This is a genomic window from Agarivorans sp. D1326 (assembly GCF_056958115.1).
In genome coordinates, this window is record NZ_JBTWEN010000006.1 from 24,581 (window position 1) to 43,720 (window position 19,140).

Below are 19,140 nucleotides of genomic sequence, written 5' to 3' on the forward strand. Positions count from 1 at the left end.
GCTATTGGATTTTATTTAGCCTTTTCGCCAGCGCTTATGCAAGCTAAACTGCTGAGCATAATCAGTTATTTCTAGGAGTGAGTGGTGAATCAACCCACCTCGATGCGCCATGGCTTAGTCACAGCCGCTGCCTTAGTGGTTTTACTGGCAGGGCTTAAAGCTGCAACACCTGTATTAATTCCATTTTTGATGTCGATGTTTATCGCCATTATTGCCAGTCCCATTGTTAATTTTTTAACCCGACTAAGAATTCCACGGGTATTGTCGGTAATGATGGTGCTGTTGCTAATTGTATTTTTAATCATGCTGTTAGCAGGCGTTGTAGGTAGCTCGATTAGCGACTTTAGGGCCTCAATTCCGATATATCGAGAGCAGCTGCTGGTGCAATTGGCGGGTTTAAGCGCATTTGCAGCGCGTTTTGATATCGACTTGTCGATGAGCATTGTGACCGATTACTTCGACCCTGGCATTATACTGGGGCTATTTGCTAATACCTTAACTGGCTTAAGCGGAGCAGCGGCTAACATCTTCATTATTTTGCTAGTGACGATTTTTATGTTGCTAGAAGCCGATACCATGCCACAGCGAATGCACGATGCGATTCATAATCCTGGCGTGCGTATGTCTCAGGTGAATAAGTTTCTAAAAGCGGTTAACAGCTACATTGCAGTTAAAACGTTAATCAGCTTGTTTACCGCGATTCCTATCACCATTGTGCTGACCTTGCTGGATCTAGACTATGCGATTTTGTGGGGAATTTTGGCCTTCTTACTTAACTATATTCCTAATGTGGGTTCGCTTATTGCTGCCATTCCACCAGTATTATTAGCCTTATTGCAATTGGGGCCTAGCCAAGCTTTGGCTGTGGCGGGGTTATATGTGGGCGTAAACTTGGTGATGGGCAACATAGTTGAACCACGTATTATGGGCAAAGGTTTAGGTTTGTCTTCGCTGGTGGTGGTGCTGTCGTTAATATTCTGGGGCTGGTTGTTTGGCAGTGTTGGCATGTTGTTATCGGTACCCTTGACCATGATTATCAAAATTGGCTTGGAATCTAGTAACAGTGGCCACTGGTTCTCGCGTATTCTTAGCCACCCTGATGATTTAAAGAAAGAGAGTGAACCTGTAGATGAAGCTTAAACTTCCGCAGCTAAGTGATAATGCATTACGTGTTGTACATGGTCGCGGCCACTGCGTAGAAGGTGCTGAATCCTTCAATATTGAATGGCTGCCACCAATCATGCTGATTGTGGCTTATGCGCCTCTCAGTGAAGAGGTGGTGAGCCAGTTAGTGGAGCAATTGAGTGCAGAGCTTTTGGTTGAGGGCGTGTTTTTGCAACAGCGTGACCAAGCCATGGCTCCAGTGAGCCACTTATGGGGTTGTGAGCAAACGCCGAGTGAAGTGAGTGAGCTTGGTTTACGCTATAAGGTTGAAGTTGGCACTCATCAAAACTTTGGGATCTTTTTAGATATGGCCAAAGGACGAGAATGGGTAAAGCAGCAAGCCGAAGGAAAACAAGTGCTTAACTTGTTCTCTTATACTTGTGGCTTTGCCGTAGCGGCGATTGCTGGTGGTGCTAAGTCGGTTGTTAATATTGATATGAGTAAAGCAGCGTTAAGTGTTGGCCGCGACAACTTGCGGCTAAACCAGCTGGATGACAAAAAAGCCCGTTTCTTTGGCCACGATTTGTTTAAATCTTGGGGTAAGCTGCGCAAGCACGGCCCTTATGAATTGGTGATTGCTGATCCGCCATCAATGCAAAAGGGCAGTTTCTTGGTTGAAAAAGATTACCCGCGGATTATTCGCCAACTGCCTAGTTTGCTCACTGAGAATGGCATAGCCATGTTGTGTTTAAATGCGCCGTGGTTAGGGCGTACCTTTTTGCTCGATGCCATTGCTACAGAAGCTCCACAATTAAAGCTTATTGAAACGCTGGAAAGGCCTGATGCGGTAATGGAAAAAAGCCCAGATGATGGCTTAAAAGTGCTTATCTTCCAAAATCAGCCTTAGCTACAAATATCACAATTTAGCGCTTTACTGGGCTTCGCTACTAAGCGTTTCCCAACGCTCTGCTAAGCTTGTATTAAGCCTTTAATTCAAAGGTTTAATACAAGGAGCGTATATGGGGTTTCGTTTTTCTCACCTATTTTCCTCTCTGCTTAAAAGTCTTCGCGATATCTCGCCGATAGTTGTGGTTGTGTTGTTTTTCCAATGGGGAGTGCTAGACAGCAGCTTACCTAATGTTTTGAGCATCTTAAGTGGTGCTGTGATGGTGGTGGTGGGTTTAAGCTTTTTTGTGATGGGCTTAGAGCTAGGACTGTTTCCCATAGGCGAAAACCTTGCCCATGCCTTTGCCAATAAAGGTAGTTTGCTAGCCCTGCTTAGCTTTGCTTTTTGTTTGGGCTTTGGCACTACCATCGCCGAACCTGCCTTAGTGGCTGTTGCTAAAGAGGCCGCAGAGGTAGCCGCACAAGCCAAGCATATTGAAAACACCGAAACCAGTATGCAGGAGTATGCCGCTGGGCTGCGTTTAAGTGTAGCCTTTGCCGTTGGCTTAGCAATTGTGATTGGCGTTATTCGCATCATAAAAGGTTGGCCGCTGTATCTAATTATCATTGGCGGTTATTTGTTGATTGTGTTGCTTACCATGTTTGCCCCTCAAGAAATCATTGGTATTGCCTACGACTCTGGTGGAGTGACAACCTCTACTATCACCGTACCTTTAGTCACCGCCCTTGGAGTTGGTTTAGCTTCGGCCATTAAAGGCCGTAACCCCTTGCTTGATGGCTTTGGTTTAATTGCTTTAGCTTCGTTAACCCCCATGATGTTTGTGATGCTCTACGGGATAGTCTATTGATTAGCGCAAGCCTAAATTTCTTAGAGACGCTGTTTGGCACGTTAGGGGATATTTTCCCCATTGTTGTGACCATATTGGTCTTTCAGTATTTGGTGATTAAGCGGCCGATTAGTCAGCCAAAGCAGCTGCTACTGGGCACGCTATTTGTTGTGCTGGGCATGGTGTTATTTTTGTTGGGCTTAGAGCAGGCACTATTTCCACTGGGTGAGTCTATGGCAAAACAACTCACCAGCGCAGAATTTTTGGGCTTAGATGAGTCTGCGGTTTATGTCGTGTCGGAACACTGGGCGGCTTACGCTTGGATTTACCTGTTTTCTGCAGCTATTGGCTTTAGCACTACGATTGCCGAACCTTCTCTGTTAGCGGTAGCCATCAAAGCTAATGGCGTGTCGGGCGGGGCAGTATCAATAGGTGGTTTGCGGATCTCTGTAGCCATAGGTGTAGCTTTAGGCTTGGCCTTAGGCAGTTATCGAATAGTGGTAGGCGACCCGCTGCATTACTACATTATTGCAGGCTATATTTTGGTGGTGATACAAACCCTGTTTGCTCCTAAAGCGATTGTGCCCTTGGCATACGACAGTGGAGGCGTGACCACATCTACGGTTACTGTGCCTTTAGTGACCGCACTGGGTTTAGGTTTAGCTGAGTCGGTACCTGGGCGAAGCCCCTTGCTTGATGGCTTTGGCTTAATTGCGTTTGCCAGCTTATTCCCCATCATTTCGGTGCTTGCCTATGCGCAAGTTACTAGTTTCTTAGCAAGTTCTAGTTTGTCAGGAGATGACGATGAAATTTAAATTGATTCTTGCCTTTGTTGATGACCAAAAAACCACCTTGGTGCTCGATTCCGCACGTGCTGCCGGTGCTACCGGTGCAACGGTAATAAACAATGCGCGAGGTGAAGGCGTGCATCGCAAAAAAACCTTCTTTGGATTGAATTTAGAAGCACAACGAGACGTGTTGCTGTTTGTTGTGGAAAGCCACCTTGCCAAACCGATCTTAAATACCATTAGTGCAGTGGCTGAGTTTGACCAAGAAGAAGGGCGGGGAATTGCTGTATTGCTAGACGTAGAAGAAGCCGTTGGGGTTGCTCATCAAATTCAGGCCTTAATTCACAAAGTACCTACAGATGAAGAGTAAGCAGGATTAATGTGAATAAATAGTTATGCAGAGCTCAAAAATCACCTTCCTCTGTGTATAACTATTGTCTTTTTATTTTTTTATCCACACATTCTGTGGATTAAAGTGTGTATGAAACCACTGTTTGTAAATATCTTATTGTTTTATATGACTTTTTAATGTTGTCTAAAAAAGAAGCGATGCTTTGTGATGCCATTTTAGTGGTTGCATTTTTTAGAAAACTGTAGACGAATTACCGAGTTGTAATGTGATAGTGGCTATTCCGCACTGTCTATAAAGTTTGAAGCTACATCTATTCTTAATGATAAATAAAAAAATAATCTAAAAGCTGCAATCAAATGTGGCGTTGATTCGTTACTGCTAAGTAAAGTCATTAATGGAATAGAGAATAAGATGGAACAAAAGCAATTAGACAGCGCAGCATTATGGTTGCGTATAGGCCTTGGGTTGGTGTTTATTATTGGTGGTACATCGAAACTAGGCTTGTTATTAGACTCCAGCACCGAAGCGGCAATGGTTGCCAACTACATGGGGACTACCGGTTATATTAATGAGTTATTTCAAGACTACCTGTTTTCTGCAGGATTACTTAGCCCTTGGGCATTTTTAACTACTTTATCGGCTTTTGAGTTATTGTCGGGAGTGGCTTTGGCTGCAGGTTTTTTGGTTCGGCCTTTAAGCTTATTTTACGGATTTTTGCTATGGACTTTTGTGGTATCACTGCCTGTTGATACTGTACCAGGGGCATCGGTAGGTGTGAGTACTTATACTTCACCGGCGATATTTGTGCAGATTAGAGACATTACCCTGTCGGGTATGATGTTTGTGTTGTTTAACCTAGGCGCTGGTGCGCTGAGCATTGATGAACGGCTGCGCAGTAAACGTGGGGTAGCGAGCAAAAATTCCCAAGACTGGCAAACGCTAGGTCTGTTGTTACGCTTTTCTTTAGGTATGACCTTTATCGTCGCAGGCTTTTTCTCGGGCTATGCAAAAATCCCTAGTTTTGCTACTCATCAGCTAGTTTTAATGGTTTTGGGTCTAATTTTTATTTTTGCTCATGGTAAAACTCTAAAAATGGGAGCTGTAGCCTGCGTATTAGTGATGATTTGGTTTATGCTTCAGAAGTTCTCTATCGATAAGTCACTGATTAAGAACTTAAATGGAGTTAAACGAGAGTTCGCTTTAGCAGCGGCAGCCATAGTGTTGGTAAAACTAGGTGGAGGAAACCGCTTTAGTTTGCAAGACATGTTGCTAAGAGTGAAATCTTACTACTTGTTTAACCGCGCAGTGAGTAAGTGATAGCTTGTTCGGCGTGAAAGCGCCGTGTTACTTGAATAACAAAGGAATGTCTGCTGGATAGTTAGCAGTAAGATAGCATGCTGAAATTGTTTAAACGTAAAGCCCGACCGGTATTTTCGGACGCGCTGCTTAACCAGTTATATCGCTATAGTTTTTCACTATGTCACAATAGTGAGCAGGCTTATGACCTATTGCAAAGTTGCTGCGAAAAAGTGCTGCAGAAAGATCCTCCGCCAGAACCTCTTAAACCCTTTATGATGCGAGTTATTCGCAACGAGTTCATTGACAACTTTCGTCGTAAAAAGCTGGAGTTGGTGGTGGATGAGGACCAATACATTGATGCCAGTATTGTTGAAGAGAGTCTACAAGACATGGAGTTGCTGCTGATAGATCAGCAACATGTTGGTTTAGTGATGGAGCGTTTGTCTGAAGATGAACGCGAACTCTTATACTTATGGGCGGTAGAAGGTTTTAGTATTCAAGAAATTGCCACCACTAGCGGAGTTGCTCGAGGCACCTTGTTATCACGCGTTTCCCGCTTGAAAAAGCGTTTAAGTGATGAGTTTGGTCACTTAATTGAGGAGGTGTCTTAAGATGAGTTTTAGCGCGCAAGATGGCAGCTTTAAGCAACTTACTCGAGATTACTTTCAAGAGCTGCAGCTTTCTAAGAAGCAAGTGAACAAATTACAGGGCTTAGCCAAAAGCAAGCAAATGGATGCTAGCCAATGGGCTTGGGCCAGTGCGGTCTCTTGTGTGCTGGCCGTAACTATCTATTTGGCCTTCTTTGCCGGCATCAACTATTCCGCTATTTCTAAAGAGATTGCCTATAACCATAACAGCCAAATGCAAATGGAAGTTATGTCTTCGTCAATTAATGATATTCAAAAGCATCTTAACCGTTTGGATTTTAAGCTCATTCAATCTCAATTATTAGATAAAGATAAATGGGAGCTAATGGGGGGACGCTACTGCAGTATTGATGGCCGCATTGCCGCTCAGTTAAAAGTAAGAAACCGTCAAAGCCTGCAAGTACACACCTTCTATCAAGCTAAGTTGCCTGAAGAGTGGCTAAACATTACTAAGCAAAAAGAATTAGAAGTGGATGGTGTTAAGGTAAAAGTTTGGCAAGAAAAGGGCTTACTTATCGGGTTAGCTATCTAGCCTGCTAACAAACAGATACAAAAAAGCCGATCTTACGATCGGCTTTTTTATTGCTAAGCAATAACTTACTTGCTTTGGCCTGCTTGAATTGCAGTTAGTGCAATGGTGTAAACAATGTCGTCTACTAATGCTCCACGAGACAAATCGTTTACAGGTTTAGCCATGCCTTGCAGCATAGGACCAATACTGATTAGGTCAGCACTACGTTGAACGGCTTTGTAGGTAGTATTACCGGTGTTCAAATCTGGGAAGATAAACACAGTAGCCTTACCAGCTACAGGGCTGTTAGGCGCTTTGCTCTTAGCTACGTTTTCCATAATTGCGGCATCGTACTGAAGCGGGCCATCAATGATTAGCTCAGGGCGGCGCTCTTTAGCAATTTTGGTCGCTTCACGTACTTTTTCTACGTCTGAGCCAGAGCCAGAGCTACCGGTAGAGTAAGAAATCATTGCAACACGTGGCTCGATGCCAAAGGCAACAGCAGACTCTGCAGATTGAATGGCGATATCTGCCAATTGTTCTGCACTTGGGTCTGGGTTAATTGCACAGTCACCATATACCAATACTTGATCTGGTAGCAGCATGAAGAAGATAGAGCTCACCAAGTTGTAACCTGGCGCAGTTTTAATTAACTGTAGCGGCGGGCGAATGGTGTTGGCTGTGGTGTTAACCGCACCAGATACCAAACCGTCTACTTCGTCGTTAGCTAGCATCATAGTACCTAGTACTACGTTGTCTTCTAATTGCTCTTTGGCTACTACTTCGGTAAGGCCTTTACCTTTACGTAACTCAACCATTGGTGCAACGTATTTGCCTTGAATTTCAACCGGGTTGAAAATCTCAACACTTTCGCCAAGCACTACGCCTTGTTGGCTAGCAATGCGCTGAATCACTTCTGGGTTACCTAGCAATACTGGGCGAGCAATGCCACGTTCGGCACAAATAGCTGCAGCAGCGATAGTGCGAGGCTCTTCGCCTTCTGGCAATACGATACGCTTGTTAGCATTGCGCGCCATTTCGGTTAACTGGTAACGGAAGGCTGGTGGCGATAACCGACGAGCACGCGCAGAGATAGCGGTAAGTGACTCAATCCAATGTTTATCGATGTGACCAGCAACGTAGTCTTGTACTAACTCGATGCGTTGAGAATCATCTACTGGGATTTCTGCATTAAAGCTCTGTAGCGCTAATGAAGTTTGCCAAGTATTTGAATTGATAAGCATAACAGGTAAACCTGTCGCGAATGCACCTTCACATAACTTAAGTACTTGTGGCTCAGGTTGGTAACCGCCAGTAAGCAGCAGGGCACCAATCTTAACGCCGTTCATGGCAGCTAAACAGGCCGATACAATTACGTCTGAGCGATCGCCAGATGTTACCAACAAGCTGCCTGCGTTAAAGTGTTCAACCATGTTTGGAATACTACGCGCACAGAAGGTCACACGACCTAGGCGGGTATCCATGTCACCTTCATTAATAATGGTGGCATTTAAGTGGTTAGCTAAGTCGCGAGCACGTGGCGCAACAAGTGGTGCATTCCAAGGCACGCAACCTAAGATACGCAATGGACTCTTGCCAAACATTTGCAGCACTTCAAGGTTGGTAGAGTGATCTGATTTGTTATCGAACATTTCAGTCAGATCTGGACGAGTGATTTCGTGCTCGTCGATTGGCGCGCCAACTTTGTTAATAATGCAGCCGATAATGCGTTTGTTCTTCAAACCGCCAAAGTTATTACAGGCAATTTCCATACGCTCTTTTAGCTGCTGAGAAGTATCGCTACCAGGGTTAGTAACAAACACCATGTCTGCGTCTAGCGCTTTAGCAATACCGTAGTTTACGTTGGTTGCGTAAGGCGACTCTGAGGTAGGCACTAAACCTTCCACTACGACAATTTCGGCACCAGAAGTTGCAGAGTTAAAACGCGCTACAATGCCTTCGAGTAAATCGTCGATTTGGTTGGCACTGATGAGGTTTTCTGCGTAAGCCTGAGTGAAGGGCTCTGGAGGAATAATGTTTGAAGCTTGACGGATAATAGCGGTAGAACGTTCTGCACCTTTCTCACGGGTTTTAGGCTGTGCGATAGGTTTGAAAAAGTTTACGTTTACGCCATTACGTTCCATAGCGCGAACCATACCAAGGCTGACGGATGTTACACCAACACCAACGCCAACTGGGATTAACATAATTGTACGAGCCACGGCTGTACCTCTTAAGTTAAGTGATAGAACAAGGCTGAGTATTACTCAGCCTTGATAAGAATCTGCATTAAGCTTGAGTTAATGCCACTGCATCTTGTGCGATTACCATTTCTTCGTTAGTTGGAATAACTAAGATTGGGCGACTTGAGCTAGTGCCAATATTACCTGAATTACCAAAACGTGCATCCAAGTTTGCTTGCTCGTCTAGGCTAAAGCCTAGCAGGGCTAGTTTCTCGATGGTTAGTTTACGAACTAGCGCTGAGTTCTCACCAATTCCGCCAGTAAATACTAAGGCGTCTAGCTTACCGTCCATTGACGCAGCGTAAGACATAATGCTTTTCGCTAAGCGGTAAGTGAACACATTCATCGCGCGAATGGCTGGTTCTTTACCTTCGCCATACCCTTCTTCGGTGTAGCGACAATCACTGCTTGCTTCAGTTAGGCCCATTAATCCAGACTGCTTGTGCAGCATGTTGTTAACTTCTTTTAGGGTGTAACCTTCACGATCAACAAGGTGGAAGATAATGGCTGGGTCAATGTCGCCGCTGCGAGTACCCATTACCAAGCCTTCTAACGGAGTTAAGCCCATGCTGGTATCAAAGCTCTTACCGTTTTTAACTGCACAAATTGATGCGCCATTACCTAGGTGAGCGGTAATAACGTTAGTTTGTTCGATCGGCTGTTCTAACATTGCAGCAGCTTCACGCGATACGAATAGGTGGCTAGTACCGTGCATGCCATAACGGCGGATACCTTTTTCGCGGTACAACTTGTAAGGTAGAGCGTACAAGTATGAGCTTTCTGGCATAGTTTGGTGGAAAGCTGTATCAAATACTGCAACGTGTGGGCGTTTAGGGAAACAAGCTTGTGCTGCGCGAATACCAATTAGAGCCGCAGGGTTATGCAATGGCGCAAGTCCAGAGCATTCTTCGATACCTTCTACAACCGCTTCATCGATGATAGCTGATTTGGTGAATTTTTCTCCACCATGAACAACGCGGTGACCAATAGCAACAATGTCGTTTAGTATTTCAGGGTTAGCTTCTAGAATATTTTTTACGATGAACTCGATGGCTTCGCGGTGAGCTGCGTAAGCACCTAGGCTTGATTCGTTTTTCTCACCTTGCGCTTTCCATTTAAGGCGCGCATCCTCTAAATTAAAACATTCCGCTAAACCAGAAATAATCTCTTCGCCACTTAACGCATTAAGAACTGCAAATTTAAGTGAAGAGCTACCACAGTTAAGAACGAGTACCAGCTTGTTGCTCATTTATAGACACCTGTTGTTGAATTTGTTCAATTATAGACAGTGAAAGAAAAAACGTCGGGCATTGCGAGACACGTTTTTTGTTTCAGATTTTCAGTCTCTGACTAAGGCAAATTAGATTTGACCTAGTGCCTTGGTCTCAATCAAGCTACACTTAACAAATAAGCTGATTTATATGAAACCGTTTGCCGGACCAATGATAACCGAAAGCAAATTTTATTCATATATGTCATACTAATAACTAGCCAAAAATGTAAAAAAATTACTAGTTTATTGGTTTAAGTCAATTTTGAGTGTTGAGGTGCCCATGGGCAAATTCTCTGAAATGTTAAATGATGGTCGTGAATACATGAAACGCTGGCCTAATCAGCGTGTACTGGCCCCTATCTTTCCTGAGAATCGCGTTATTTTTGCTACTTCACTGGCGATGAAAACTATGCCTGCGATTGCCGTTGTTACGGTAATGATGCCGTACATGGCTAATTTGACTGAAATATTACCACAATCAGTAATGATGGCGATGGTGATATTTTTAATGCCTTTGCACGGATTATATTGGCTAGGTAAACGTGCTAACTCACAATTGCCACCGAGCCTGGCGACCTGGTATCGTGACCTCCATCACAAGTTGGCCGAAGCGGGTGAAACTATTGCACCGGCTGTTACTCAGCCCCGTTATGCAGAATTAGCAGATTTACTGCGAAAAGCCTTTAAACGCTTTGATAAAAGCTTTGTGTTAGCAGACGACTTTAACGATAATTCCTAGCCTTCATTTGTAATACAATTGTTCGAGCTTATTGAGCAAGATCGCTAGTGTATTTTGTTCTTGTTCAGTTGGTTTTTTGTCGCTAATTTCAGAGCCTATTTCCTTTGTATGTTTTTTCTTCCTTGATTGTGTTTTTATATTCATTCCTCTAGTTCATTTTCTCCCTAAATTCCGTTAGCTAGCTATACAATAATATCAACAGCTTACGTGTATCGCTAAATACCAAGAAACTGCCTTTTGGACATATCATTAGTCGCTATTTGTAAATATTTATTCGGCTGTCGAATTATTTAATCTAGCTCTCATCTCTTGCGTTAAGTTAACAAATTATATTGATGTTTTTGTCATTTTTGCTTTAGGTGAATCTGGGTGCTGCTTAGGCTAATCAACATTCACTTTATTACTTGTTAATGTTTTTAACATTGTATGACATATCAATAAATACTGATGAGGCTGGCCAATAAGCAGAGGGTAACTAAAACTACAATAGCGGAGCGCTATAACAATGAAAGCCAAATTCGTCGGTGCTTTTTCTCAATCAATCACACTTATTGGTGCACTATTAGTGTCTAGTAACGTGATTGCGGAACCAGCACCAGCTAGTCCTTCTGTCGAACCACCTGCTGGATACAAGTGGGAAATGGTAGAGGCATTAACAGATAACTTTAATGGAAACACCTTAGATTCTAATAAGTGGTATGACTATCATCCAGTTTGGTCTGGCCGATATCCTTCAAGGTTTAAAAAGGGGAATGCCTTTGTGCAAGACGGCGTGTTGTTTTTACGCAGCACTAGTCAAATAGATACCCCATTAGCCGATCCTGAATCTAGGGTTTGGGTTGATGCGGCAGCGGTGGTATCAAAAGAGAAATTGGCCGAGCCTGGTTGGTACTATGAAACCTCTATGAAAGCTTCTGACACAGCAATGAGTTCATCATTTTGGTTTCGTATAGGTAAATACTCAGAAATTGATGTGATTGAACATATTGGTCGCGCAACCAAAGGAAATGTTGATGCGACTAAATCCTTTTTATATGAAGCTAATACCCACGTTTATGGTGAGCAATCTGGCGCTTCTATTCCAGAGTCTTACAAAATGGCGACTCGAGGTAGAGATGAGTTCCATCGCTATGGCTTATGGTGGAAAGATGCCAATAATCTTTGGTTCTACCATAACGGGGTAAAAGTGTTTGAGATCCAGCCATCGGTGGCTTTTAAAGAAAAGCTACACATGATTTTTGATACTGAAACGCTAGCATCTCAATGGGTGGGCTACCCAACAATTGAATCGCTTAAAGATGATTCTCGTAATGCGATGAAAGTTGATTGGGTTAAAACATGGAAGTTGGTGCCTGGGGAGCCAGAGCCGCCAGTTACTGCCGAGCATTCGATTCCTGGGAAAATAGAGGCTGAACATTTTTCTAACCAAAGTGGAATTCAAGTCGAACCCACCTCAGACAGTGGCGGTGGTGACAATATTGGATATATCGAAAATGGTGACGTTGCCGAATATAAAGTTAATGTTGCCCAAGCTGGGAAGTATAAGCTTAGTTTTCGAGTTGCCTCGGCGACCAATGGTGGAAACTTAGTGATTAAAACCAATAATTCCACATCGGCTTCACTGGTAGTGATGGGCACTGGGGCTTGGCAAAACTGGCAAACCATTGAGCAGGAAGTGACCTTGGCCAAGGGAGTGCAAACGCTGTCTTTAGATTTCACTGGAGGAAGCGGCTACCTATTTAATCTAAATTGGCTAAGCGCAGAGTTACTCGAGAGCAATACCGGAACAGCCTACAAAACGCATGCTATACCCGGTCTAATTCAAGCCGAAGATTATGATAATGGCGGCGAAGGAGTAGGGTACTCTGATAGCAATACCAGTAATTTGGGTGGCCAATACCGTAATGACGGTGTTGATATTGGCAATGCTGCAGATATTGGAGGAGGGCAATTTGTTGGTTGGGTAGAAGCTGGAGAGTGGCTGCAATACACCATTAGTAATGTTACTCAAGGCCATTACGATGTAAACCTTAGGCTTGCCGCGGCTGGTACAAGCGATAAATCGGTTAGCCTAAACATAGACGGCAACGCTTTAGGTAGTGTGAACTTTAAAGCTACCAACGGTTGGCAGAATTGGCAGACGCAAACCTTGAAGAATGTATTTATTTCAGGAGAGCCAAATCAGCAGCTACGGGTACATATGGAAACGGGGGCACTTAACCTAAATTGGATTGAGTTTGTGCCGGTAAGCAACGTGAGTGTTGATCAGTGTAATAACACTCAACAGTGTCGAAACGAATTTGGCAGTCAGGCAACCGATTGTTTAAACAGCCAGTCGGCAACAAGCATATGCATGTGTGGCACAAGCCAGTGTTTGTAGTGTAGGTTATTGCACCCATCTGGCTTGTAACTCGGGTGGGTGCTTTAGTTTATACTGATGTTATTGCCGTTGATAAACTTGCAGCACAAATTCAAAATTAATTTCGAAATCATCCTGCGAATTAAGGTGCTGTTCTAACTCTTTATTTTTCTTCCACGCGAAGGGAGTCATCATGCACAGGGCGTTCATATCTGGACGGTTTAAGGTAGCTAGCTGCGCAATTTTTTGTTGTTCTAACAATTGCCATCCGGGCATGTCTTCTGCTTGTTCAGAGTGAGCTTGTAGGTCTTTGTATAACAGCGTGCGTAGCTTAGACAAGTGCATCGCGCCTGGGACTACTTTTAGTAGGTAAGCCTTGGGCTTACTGATACGCAATAGCTCTTGATTGTCGCTGGGGGCAAACACTCTTACGGTAAAGTCGATGCTGTTATCAGCAATAGGAAGGCGATGGTTACTCGCCACAAAAAACTGTGCTTGCTTGCAGCGTTTGGCTGCCATGCGAATACCATCTTTTGCTATATCAATACCGATAACACTGTTGGCATTACTTTGTTGTTTGCTAATAGTTTGCGTGTAATAGCCTTCTCCGCAGCCTAAATCCACAATGTTTTGGGCAGAATACTGGCTAAGCATCTTATTGATGGCTGTTGCCAAAAACGCAAAGTGCCCTTGATTAAGAAAGTGCTGCCTAGCCTGCAGCATGGCTTTACTATCTCCTGGCTGTTTAGAGTGTTTATGCTGAACCGCCAGTAAATTGGTATAACCTTCTTTAGCTTGATCAAAACAATGGCCCTTATCACAGGACCATTGTTTATTTTGAAGGCTCAACGCGCTTTGACATATAGGGCAAATAATCATGTATAGCTTATTCTCGAGAGGCTATTAGTAAATCACTTTATCGTGATACTGCTTTAAGATGCCGCTAATGGTTTCCATGGTGTCTTTGCTAGGTGGTTTAACGCCAGCAAGTGGGTAATCTTCGCCCATGGCCGTCCATTTGTGCTTGCCTAACTCGTGATAGGGTAATAATTCAATTTTTTCTACATTATCAAAAGGCGCTAAAAATTCACCTAAGTCATGTGCTGATTGTTCGTCGTCGGTAAAGCCAGGCACTACAACATAACGTATCCAGGTTTTTTGACCTACCTTGTGCAAGTAGCGAGCAAAATCTAAAGTACGTTTATTACTTACACCTACCAAATCTTGGTGCACATCATCATGTATTTGTTTAATGTCGAGCATCACTAAGTCTGACACTTCCAGTAGCTCGTCAATGACCTCGGTATGCTTGCGCACATAACCGTTGGTATCTAAGCAGGTGTGAATACCTTGAGCCTGACATTCTCGAAATAGGTCTCGCACAAACTCAGCTTGAAGTATCGCTTCTCCACCACTGGCTGTTACACCGCCGCCACTGGCATTCATAAAACGTCTATAAGGGGTAAGGTCACTCATTAGCTCGCTAACGCTAACTTCTTTACCGTCGTGTAAATCCCAAGTATCGCGGTTGTGGCAGTATTGGCAACGCATTAAGCAACCTTGCATAAATACAATAAACCGGATCCCTGGTCCATCAACGGTTCCGCAAGACTCAGTAGAGTGAATTAGCCCAATCTTTGACATTTGTTTCTCCAAAAAAAAACCTTGCCCAAAAACTTGGGCAAGGTTAATTATAACCGTAGTCTCTGCTAAGCAGAACTACTTAACGTTCAATTACATACTTTGTGTGAAAGTACGAGTGATTACGTCTTGTTGTTGCTCTGGCGTTAGCGAGTTAAAGCGCACTGCGTAACCAGATACACGGATGGTAAGCTGAGGGTATTTCTCAGGATTTTCCATCGCATCAACTAACATTTCACGGTTCATAACGTTAACGTTCAAGTGTTGACCACCTTCTACGTCAGCGTTGTGGTAGAAGTAACCGTCCATTAAGCCAGCTAAGTTAGACTTCTGAGTATCGTCATCTTTACCTAGTGCGTTTGGCACGATAGAGAAAGTGTAAGAGATACCGTCTTGTGCGTTAGCAAATGGTAGTTTAGCTACTGATGTTAAAGACGCTACCGCACCTTTTTCGTCACGGCCGTGCATTGGGTTAGCACCAGGAGCAAAAGGAGCACCTGCTTTACGACCATCTGGAGTAGTACCTGTTTTCTTACCGTATACAACGTTAGAAGTAATAGTAAGAACTGACTGAGTAGGGATCGCGTTACGGTAAGTTTTAAGCTTACGGATCTTAGTCATAAAGCGGTTTACTAGGTCAACGGCAATATCATCTACGCTGTCGTCGTTGTTACCAAATTTAGGGTAATCACCTTCAATTTCAAAGTCGGTAGCAATACCGTCTTCGTCACGAATTGGCTTAACTTTAGCAAATTTGATAGCAGACAATGAGTCAGCTGCAACTGATAGACCAGCAATACCACAAGCCATTGTACGGCGAACGTCACGATCGTGAAGTGCCATTAATGAAGCTTCGTAGCTGTACTTGTCGTGCATGTAGTGAATACAGTTAAGTGCAGTCACGTATTGCTCTGCTAGCCAATCCATAAAGGTGTCTAGGCGACCCATTACGTCGTCAAAGCTTAGAACTTCGTCAGTGATCTTGTCAGAAACAGGACCTACTTGGATCTTAAGCTTCTCATCCATACCACCGTTAATTGCGTAAAGCAGTGTTTTAGCTAAGTTAGCGCGAGCACCGAAGAACTGCATGTGCTTACCAACAACCATTGGTGATACACAACAAGCAATTGCGTAGTCATCGTTGTCGAAGTCGGTACGCATTAGGTCATCGTTTTCATACTGGATAGATGAAGTATCGATAGATACCTTGGCACAGTATTTCTTGAAGTTAATAGGTAGTTGCTCAGACCATAGAACAGTAATGTTCGGCTCTGGAGAAGGACCCATTGTGTATAGCGTGTTCAAGAAACGGAAAGCTGTACGGCTTACTAGCGTACGACCGTCAGTACCCATACCACCGATAGACTCAGTTGCCCAGATTGGGTCACCAGAGAACAAATCATCGTATTCAGGCGTACGTAGGAAACGAACCATACGTAGCTTCATTACTAAGTGGTCTACTAATTCTTGCGCTTCGCTTTCTGTTAGTGTGCCAGCAGCGATATCACGCTCAATGTACACGTCTAAGAAAGTAGTCGTACGACCAAACGACATTGCAGCGCCGTTTTGTGATTTAACAGCAGCTAGGTAGCCGAAGTAAGTCCACTGTACTGCTTCTTTTGCGTTTTCTGCTGGGCGAGAAATGTCACAGCCGTATTTAGCTGCCATTTCTTTAATTTGGCCTAGTGCACGGTGCTGTTCGCTGATTTCTTCGCGAAGCTGCATAGTAGAAGCTAGGTCAGAACCGTTTACAAAGTCACCTTCCAAAGAACGGTGTTGCTTAACTTTGTCAGCCATTAAGAAGTCGATACCGTAAAGTGCTACGCGACGGTAGTCACCAATAATACGGCCACGGCCATAAGCATCTGGCAAACCAGTTAGTACACCTGACTTACGACACTTCATGATAGCGCCAGTGTAAACGTCAAATACACCTTGGTTATGGGTTTTACGGTAGTCAGTGTAAATCTTGCTTACCATTGGATCTAATTCGCGATCGTAAGCTTTACAAGAACCTTCAATCATACGAATACCGCCGTTAGGGATAATCGCACGTTTTAGTGGCGCTTCAGTTTGTAGGCCAACAATTTGCTCTAGATCTTGGTTGATGTAACCAGCGTCGTGAGCAGTAATGGTTGAGATTACTGAAGTATCGAAGTCTACCGGCGCGTGAGTGCGGTTTTCTTCTTTAATGCCTTCCATAACTTTGTCCCAAAGCTTATCCGTAGCTTCGGTTGCTCCAGCTAGAAAGCTCTCATCGCCTTCATATGGAGTGTAGTTAGTTTGAATAAAGTCACGAACGTTAACTTCATTTTGCCATTCGCCGGTTTTAAAACCTGACCAGGCACTAGCAAAAACATCGTTCTTCTCTGCCATTTCTTGTCCCACCTATAAGTTGGTATACAAATAAATATTCTATGGTTTATCAGATAGCTAAAGAGCCACTATCTTAAGCCCTTGGAACAAGTATAGTGCTAGTTCCAAGGGGTAAAAATTTAAATTACAACAGTGCTGGAATTCCGTATTTACCTTCCAGCATACCTACAGCCATCATGGCTACAAAACAAATCAATAATACGGTAGCAGGGATAATAATGCGGTCTGCAAAAGACAGCTTCTTCGGACGTTCTTTATCACCAATTAAGCCATTGTTATCTAACAACATAGTTAGTGCCCAAGCTAACACAGGGTTAGTTACCGCTGCAGCAAAGATACAGATACCAGCAGATTGTGAATCTTTAGTGTCTTTAATCATTTGCATGCCTGCTTCTAGTAACGGCAAGAACACACCTACTAGTAGAGCAATCTTCATTACTGGAGGCCAAACCGCAACGTCCATTGGGAAGCCTAAAATTGCAATGATGATACATAGTGAACCAAGCAAAATTGCACCGCCAGGAATTGGGCGTTTAGCAATAGCGGCTGGAATCATGTAAGTACCCCAGCTAGATGTAATGTTACCACCACCTACAGCTGTACCTACAATCTGGCGAACTGAACAAGTAGTCATGGTGTCATCAACATCCATTAATACTTTGTCTGTACCGCGTGGGTAGTTTAGTTCTTGGAAAATACGGTGACCTAGGAAGTCTGGTGACCACATCGCTACAGCTAAAATTGCAAACGGTAGTGAAGCGATAAAGTGTTCCATGTTAGGTAAACCTAACTGCCAACCTTGCTCAGTAGAGCCCCACCAGTAAACTGGGTTTAGGTTAGGTAGGCCCATCTCTGTTTTAAAGGTAAGGTCAAAACCTGCGCCAAATGCTAAGGCAATTGCTAGGCCCATAACCGCACAGGCTGGAATCGCTAACCAGCGTTTACCGATTTTTGCCAAGAATGCATACAATACAATGGTAGCGGCTAAAACAACTAAGCCTACATAGCCCATCTCGCCTGCAGCAATACCTGCATCAACAGATTCAAGACCTTTAGACCAAGATTGAATGTCACCAATCATTGACATGGTGCCGCCAAAGCCAAGGAATACCAGCAAGCCGCCAGCAACACCTTCACTGGTTAAGTTCACCAGTTTAGAGCCACCTTTAAAGAAGCTAAGAAGTAAACCAAACACACCAAGTAAGATTGCTAATGCAAGTGGGTGAGCACCTGCTAAAGCGATGGCGCCAATCAATGGAATCATTGGACCATGGTTACCTGCAAGGTTAGCGCGCGGGTTAAATATCCCCGAAGCTAATACACAGAAAAGTAACGCAGGGATAAGCATTTCTACTCGAGCTACTTCAATAGCAAACTCGGTACCTAGATTAATGTGGTCCCAACGTTCGGTTAGGCCATCTGCCCATGCCATCATTACTGCAGAGTACATTGCAATAATGCCAATAGTACCGGCAATGGCTGGCACCAAATCTTCCCATTCGAAGCGGAAGTCACGACCTGGCAAATTTAAGCCCCAGCGGCGAGGCTTCATGATTTTTAGTTCGTGGTCTAAGTAGTCGGAACGAGTTTCAAACTCAGAAGCAGGGCGGTGTGCTTCTGAATAGCTCAGTTCTTCGTCTTGAGACTGGTGGTTGTTACTAGACATAGTTTCCTCAAAAAACAAATATAAAAACCGGTAAATCGCAGGTGCTTATTAGGTGTTACTAAGCCTGAGATCCTTCTCACTCGCGATAATCGTCTCAATGGGACGAACAACATATAAGGATAGTGAGTATAAAACGTGAATTAACAGTATGCAGCTAAAGTTAGAAAGTGCTGTGATTAACTGTATTAAAGAAATATGAAAGAAACACAAAATTCGGCAATTTTGAATATTGTTGTTAGTAATACTTAGGCCGCTTGTTTTGTAGTTCTTAACCACAACTTCTACCTGCTACTTTTGATAGCAAAATTGTATCAAAGTAAGCAAGATTCGGAATTTGATCTGTGTCAAAAAAGCCCATAATTTGTGTAATTTTACTACTTATTTGCAGGGTAAAGCGAAACATAGTCGA

At 43.7% G+C, this 19,140-nt stretch carries 16 protein-coding genes; 10 read left to right on the forward strand and 6 right to left on the reverse strand.

Going from position 1 to position 19,140, the window contains the following annotated elements; all coding sequences use genetic code 11:
* The first annotated feature begins 84 nt into the window (after positions 1 to 84).
* The 8 genes from ACYFDN_RS12640 to ACYFDN_RS12675 all read left to right on the forward strand — a co-directional run bounded on the left by ACYFDN_RS12640 (position 85) and on the right by ACYFDN_RS12675 (position 6,455).
* Entirely contained in the window at positions 85 to 1,140 is a 1,056-nt protein-coding gene (locus tag ACYFDN_RS12640) for an AI-2E family transporter (protein WP_483511394.1), read from the forward strand.
* Complete coding sequence (locus ACYFDN_RS12645) at positions 1,130 to 2,011, forward strand: class I SAM-dependent methyltransferase (protein ID WP_483511395.1); 882 nt, start codon at positions 1,130 to 1,132, stop codon at positions 2,009 to 2,011. The genes ACYFDN_RS12640 and ACYFDN_RS12645 overlap by 11 nt, the downstream gene beginning before the upstream one ends.
* A 112-nt stretch (positions 2,012 to 2,123) precedes the next feature.
* Positions 2,124 to 2,858 carry a DUF1538 domain-containing protein gene (locus tag ACYFDN_RS12650; RefSeq protein WP_016403914.1) on the forward strand — a complete coding sequence of 245 codons (735 nt, stop codon included), beginning with the start codon at positions 2,124 to 2,126 and terminating at the stop codon, positions 2,856 to 2,858.
* Positions 2,855 to 3,652, forward strand: a complete 798-nt coding sequence (locus ACYFDN_RS12655; protein ID WP_152779585.1) for a DUF1538 domain-containing protein — start codon at positions 2,855 to 2,857, stop codon at positions 3,650 to 3,652. Before ACYFDN_RS12650 ends, ACYFDN_RS12655 begins: the two co-directional genes overlap by 4 nt.
* On the forward strand, positions 3,642 to 3,995 hold the full coding sequence (locus ACYFDN_RS12660) for a P-II family nitrogen regulator (protein WP_483511397.1): 354 nt from the start codon (positions 3,642 to 3,644) through the stop codon (positions 3,993 to 3,995). The genes ACYFDN_RS12655 and ACYFDN_RS12660 overlap by 11 nt, the downstream gene beginning before the upstream one ends.
* A 393-nt stretch (positions 3,996 to 4,388) precedes the next feature.
* Entirely contained in the window at positions 4,389 to 5,294 is a 906-nt protein-coding gene (locus ACYFDN_RS12665; protein WP_483511399.1) for a DoxX family protein, read from the forward strand.
* Positions 5,295 to 5,371: 77 nt separating this feature from the next.
* Positions 5,372 to 5,887, forward strand: coding sequence for an RNA polymerase sigma factor (locus ACYFDN_RS12670; RefSeq protein ID WP_016403691.1), 516 nt, complete (start codon positions 5,372 to 5,374; stop codon positions 5,885 to 5,887).
* 1 nt (position 5,888) lies between these two features.
* Positions 5,889 to 6,455, forward strand: coding sequence for a hypothetical protein (locus ACYFDN_RS12675; protein ID WP_016403692.1), 567 nt, complete (start codon positions 5,889 to 5,891; stop codon positions 6,453 to 6,455).
* Positions 6,456 to 6,520: 65 nt separating this feature from the next.
* Here the strand turns inward: ACYFDN_RS12675 and pta are convergent, their stop codons facing one another.
* Together pta and ACYFDN_RS12685 are read right to left on the reverse strand one after the other, a co-directional pair.
* On the reverse strand, positions 6,521 to 8,656 hold the full coding sequence (pta, locus tag ACYFDN_RS12680) for a phosphate acetyltransferase (RefSeq protein WP_040307631.1): 2,136 nt from the start codon (positions 8,654 to 8,656) through the stop codon (positions 6,521 to 6,523).
* 67 nt (positions 8,657 to 8,723) lie between these two features.
* Entirely contained in the window at positions 8,724 to 9,926 is a 1,203-nt protein-coding gene (locus ACYFDN_RS12685) for an acetate kinase (protein WP_338621843.1), read from the reverse strand.
* A 304-nt stretch (positions 9,927 to 10,230) separates the two neighbouring features.
* Here ACYFDN_RS12685 and yfbV point away from each other — a divergent pair, with 304 nt between their 5' ends.
* Together yfbV and ACYFDN_RS12695 are read left to right on the forward strand one after the other, a co-directional pair.
* Positions 10,231 to 10,689: a terminus macrodomain insulation protein YfbV gene (yfbV, locus tag ACYFDN_RS12690; RefSeq protein WP_483511401.1), complete on the forward strand. Its 459-nt coding sequence runs from the start codon at positions 10,231 to 10,233 to the stop codon at positions 10,687 to 10,689.
* A gap of 505 nt (positions 10,690 to 11,194) precedes the next feature.
* A complete protein-coding gene (locus ACYFDN_RS12695) occupies positions 11,195 to 13,069 on the forward strand; it encodes a carbohydrate-binding protein (RefSeq protein ID WP_483511403.1) in 1,875 nt (624 codons plus the stop codon).
* A 60-nt stretch (positions 13,070 to 13,129) separates the two neighbouring features.
* On the opposite strand, the gene rlmA is transcribed toward ACYFDN_RS12695, so the two are convergent.
* The 4 genes from rlmA to ACYFDN_RS12715 form a co-directional block, all read right to left on the reverse strand.
* Positions 13,130 to 13,927: a 23S rRNA (guanine(745)-N(1))-methyltransferase gene (gene rlmA, locus ACYFDN_RS12700; RefSeq protein WP_483511404.1), complete on the reverse strand. Its 798-nt coding sequence runs from the start codon at positions 13,925 to 13,927 to the stop codon at positions 13,130 to 13,132.
* Between the two features lie 24 nt (positions 13,928 to 13,951).
* Entirely contained in the window at positions 13,952 to 14,692 is a 741-nt protein-coding gene (pflA, locus tag ACYFDN_RS12705; protein WP_483511405.1) for a pyruvate formate lyase 1-activating protein, read from the reverse strand.
* Positions 14,693 to 14,782: 90 nt separating this feature from the next.
* Positions 14,783 to 17,065: a formate C-acetyltransferase gene (pflB, locus tag ACYFDN_RS12710; protein ID WP_016403701.1), complete on the reverse strand. Its 2,283-nt coding sequence runs from the start codon at positions 17,063 to 17,065 to the stop codon at positions 14,783 to 14,785.
* A 124-nt stretch (positions 17,066 to 17,189) separates the two neighbouring features.
* On the reverse strand, positions 17,190 to 18,731 hold the full coding sequence (locus ACYFDN_RS12715) for a DUF3360 family protein (RefSeq protein WP_338621840.1): 1,542 nt from the start codon (positions 18,729 to 18,731) through the stop codon (positions 17,190 to 17,192).
* Positions 18,732 to 19,140 lie beyond the last annotated feature (409 nt).

What these genes read in the sequence shown, in the direction of transcription:
- ACYFDN_RS12645 (WP_483511395.1), top strand. Translation starts at nt 1,130, where the DNA reads ATGAAGCTTAAACTTCCGCAGCTAAGTGATAATGCATTACGTGTTGTA.
- ACYFDN_RS12650 (WP_016403914.1), top strand. Translation starts at nt 2,124, where the DNA reads ATGGGGTTTCGTTTTTCTCACCTATTTTCCTCTCTGCTTAAAAGTCTT.
- ACYFDN_RS12660 (WP_483511397.1), top strand. Translation starts at nt 3,642, where the DNA reads ATGAAATTTAAATTGATTCTTGCCTTTGTTGATGACCAAAAAACCACC.
- ACYFDN_RS12665 (WP_483511399.1), top strand. Translation starts at nt 4,389, where the DNA reads ATGGAACAAAAGCAATTAGACAGCGCAGCATTATGGTTGCGTATAGGC.
- ACYFDN_RS12670 (WP_016403691.1), top strand. Translation starts at nt 5,372, where the DNA reads ATGCTGAAATTGTTTAAACGTAAAGCCCGACCGGTATTTTCGGACGCG.
- ACYFDN_RS12675 (WP_016403692.1), top strand. Translation starts at nt 5,889, where the DNA reads ATGAGTTTTAGCGCGCAAGATGGCAGCTTTAAGCAACTTACTCGAGAT.
- ACYFDN_RS12685 (WP_338621843.1), bottom strand. Translation starts at nt 9,926, where the DNA reads ATGAGCAACAAGCTGGTACTCGTTCTTAACTGTGGTAGCTCTTCACTT.
- yfbV (WP_483511401.1), top strand. Translation starts at nt 10,231, where the DNA reads ATGGGCAAATTCTCTGAAATGTTAAATGATGGTCGTGAATACATGAAA.
- ACYFDN_RS12695 (WP_483511403.1), top strand. Translation starts at nt 11,195, where the DNA reads ATGAAAGCCAAATTCGTCGGTGCTTTTTCTCAATCAATCACACTTATT.
- rlmA (WP_483511404.1), bottom strand. Translation starts at nt 13,927, where the DNA reads ATGATTATTTGCCCTATATGTCAAAGCGCGTTGAGCCTTCAAAATAAA.
- pflA (WP_483511405.1), bottom strand. Translation starts at nt 14,692, where the DNA reads ATGTCAAAGATTGGGCTAATTCACTCTACTGAGTCTTGCGGAACCGTT.
- pflB (WP_016403701.1), bottom strand. Translation starts at nt 17,065, where the DNA reads ATGGCAGAGAAGAACGATGTTTTTGCTAGTGCCTGGTCAGGTTTTAAA.
- ACYFDN_RS12715 (WP_338621840.1), bottom strand. Translation starts at nt 18,731, where the DNA reads ATGTCTAGTAACAACCACCAGTCTCAAGACGAAGAACTGAGCTATTCA.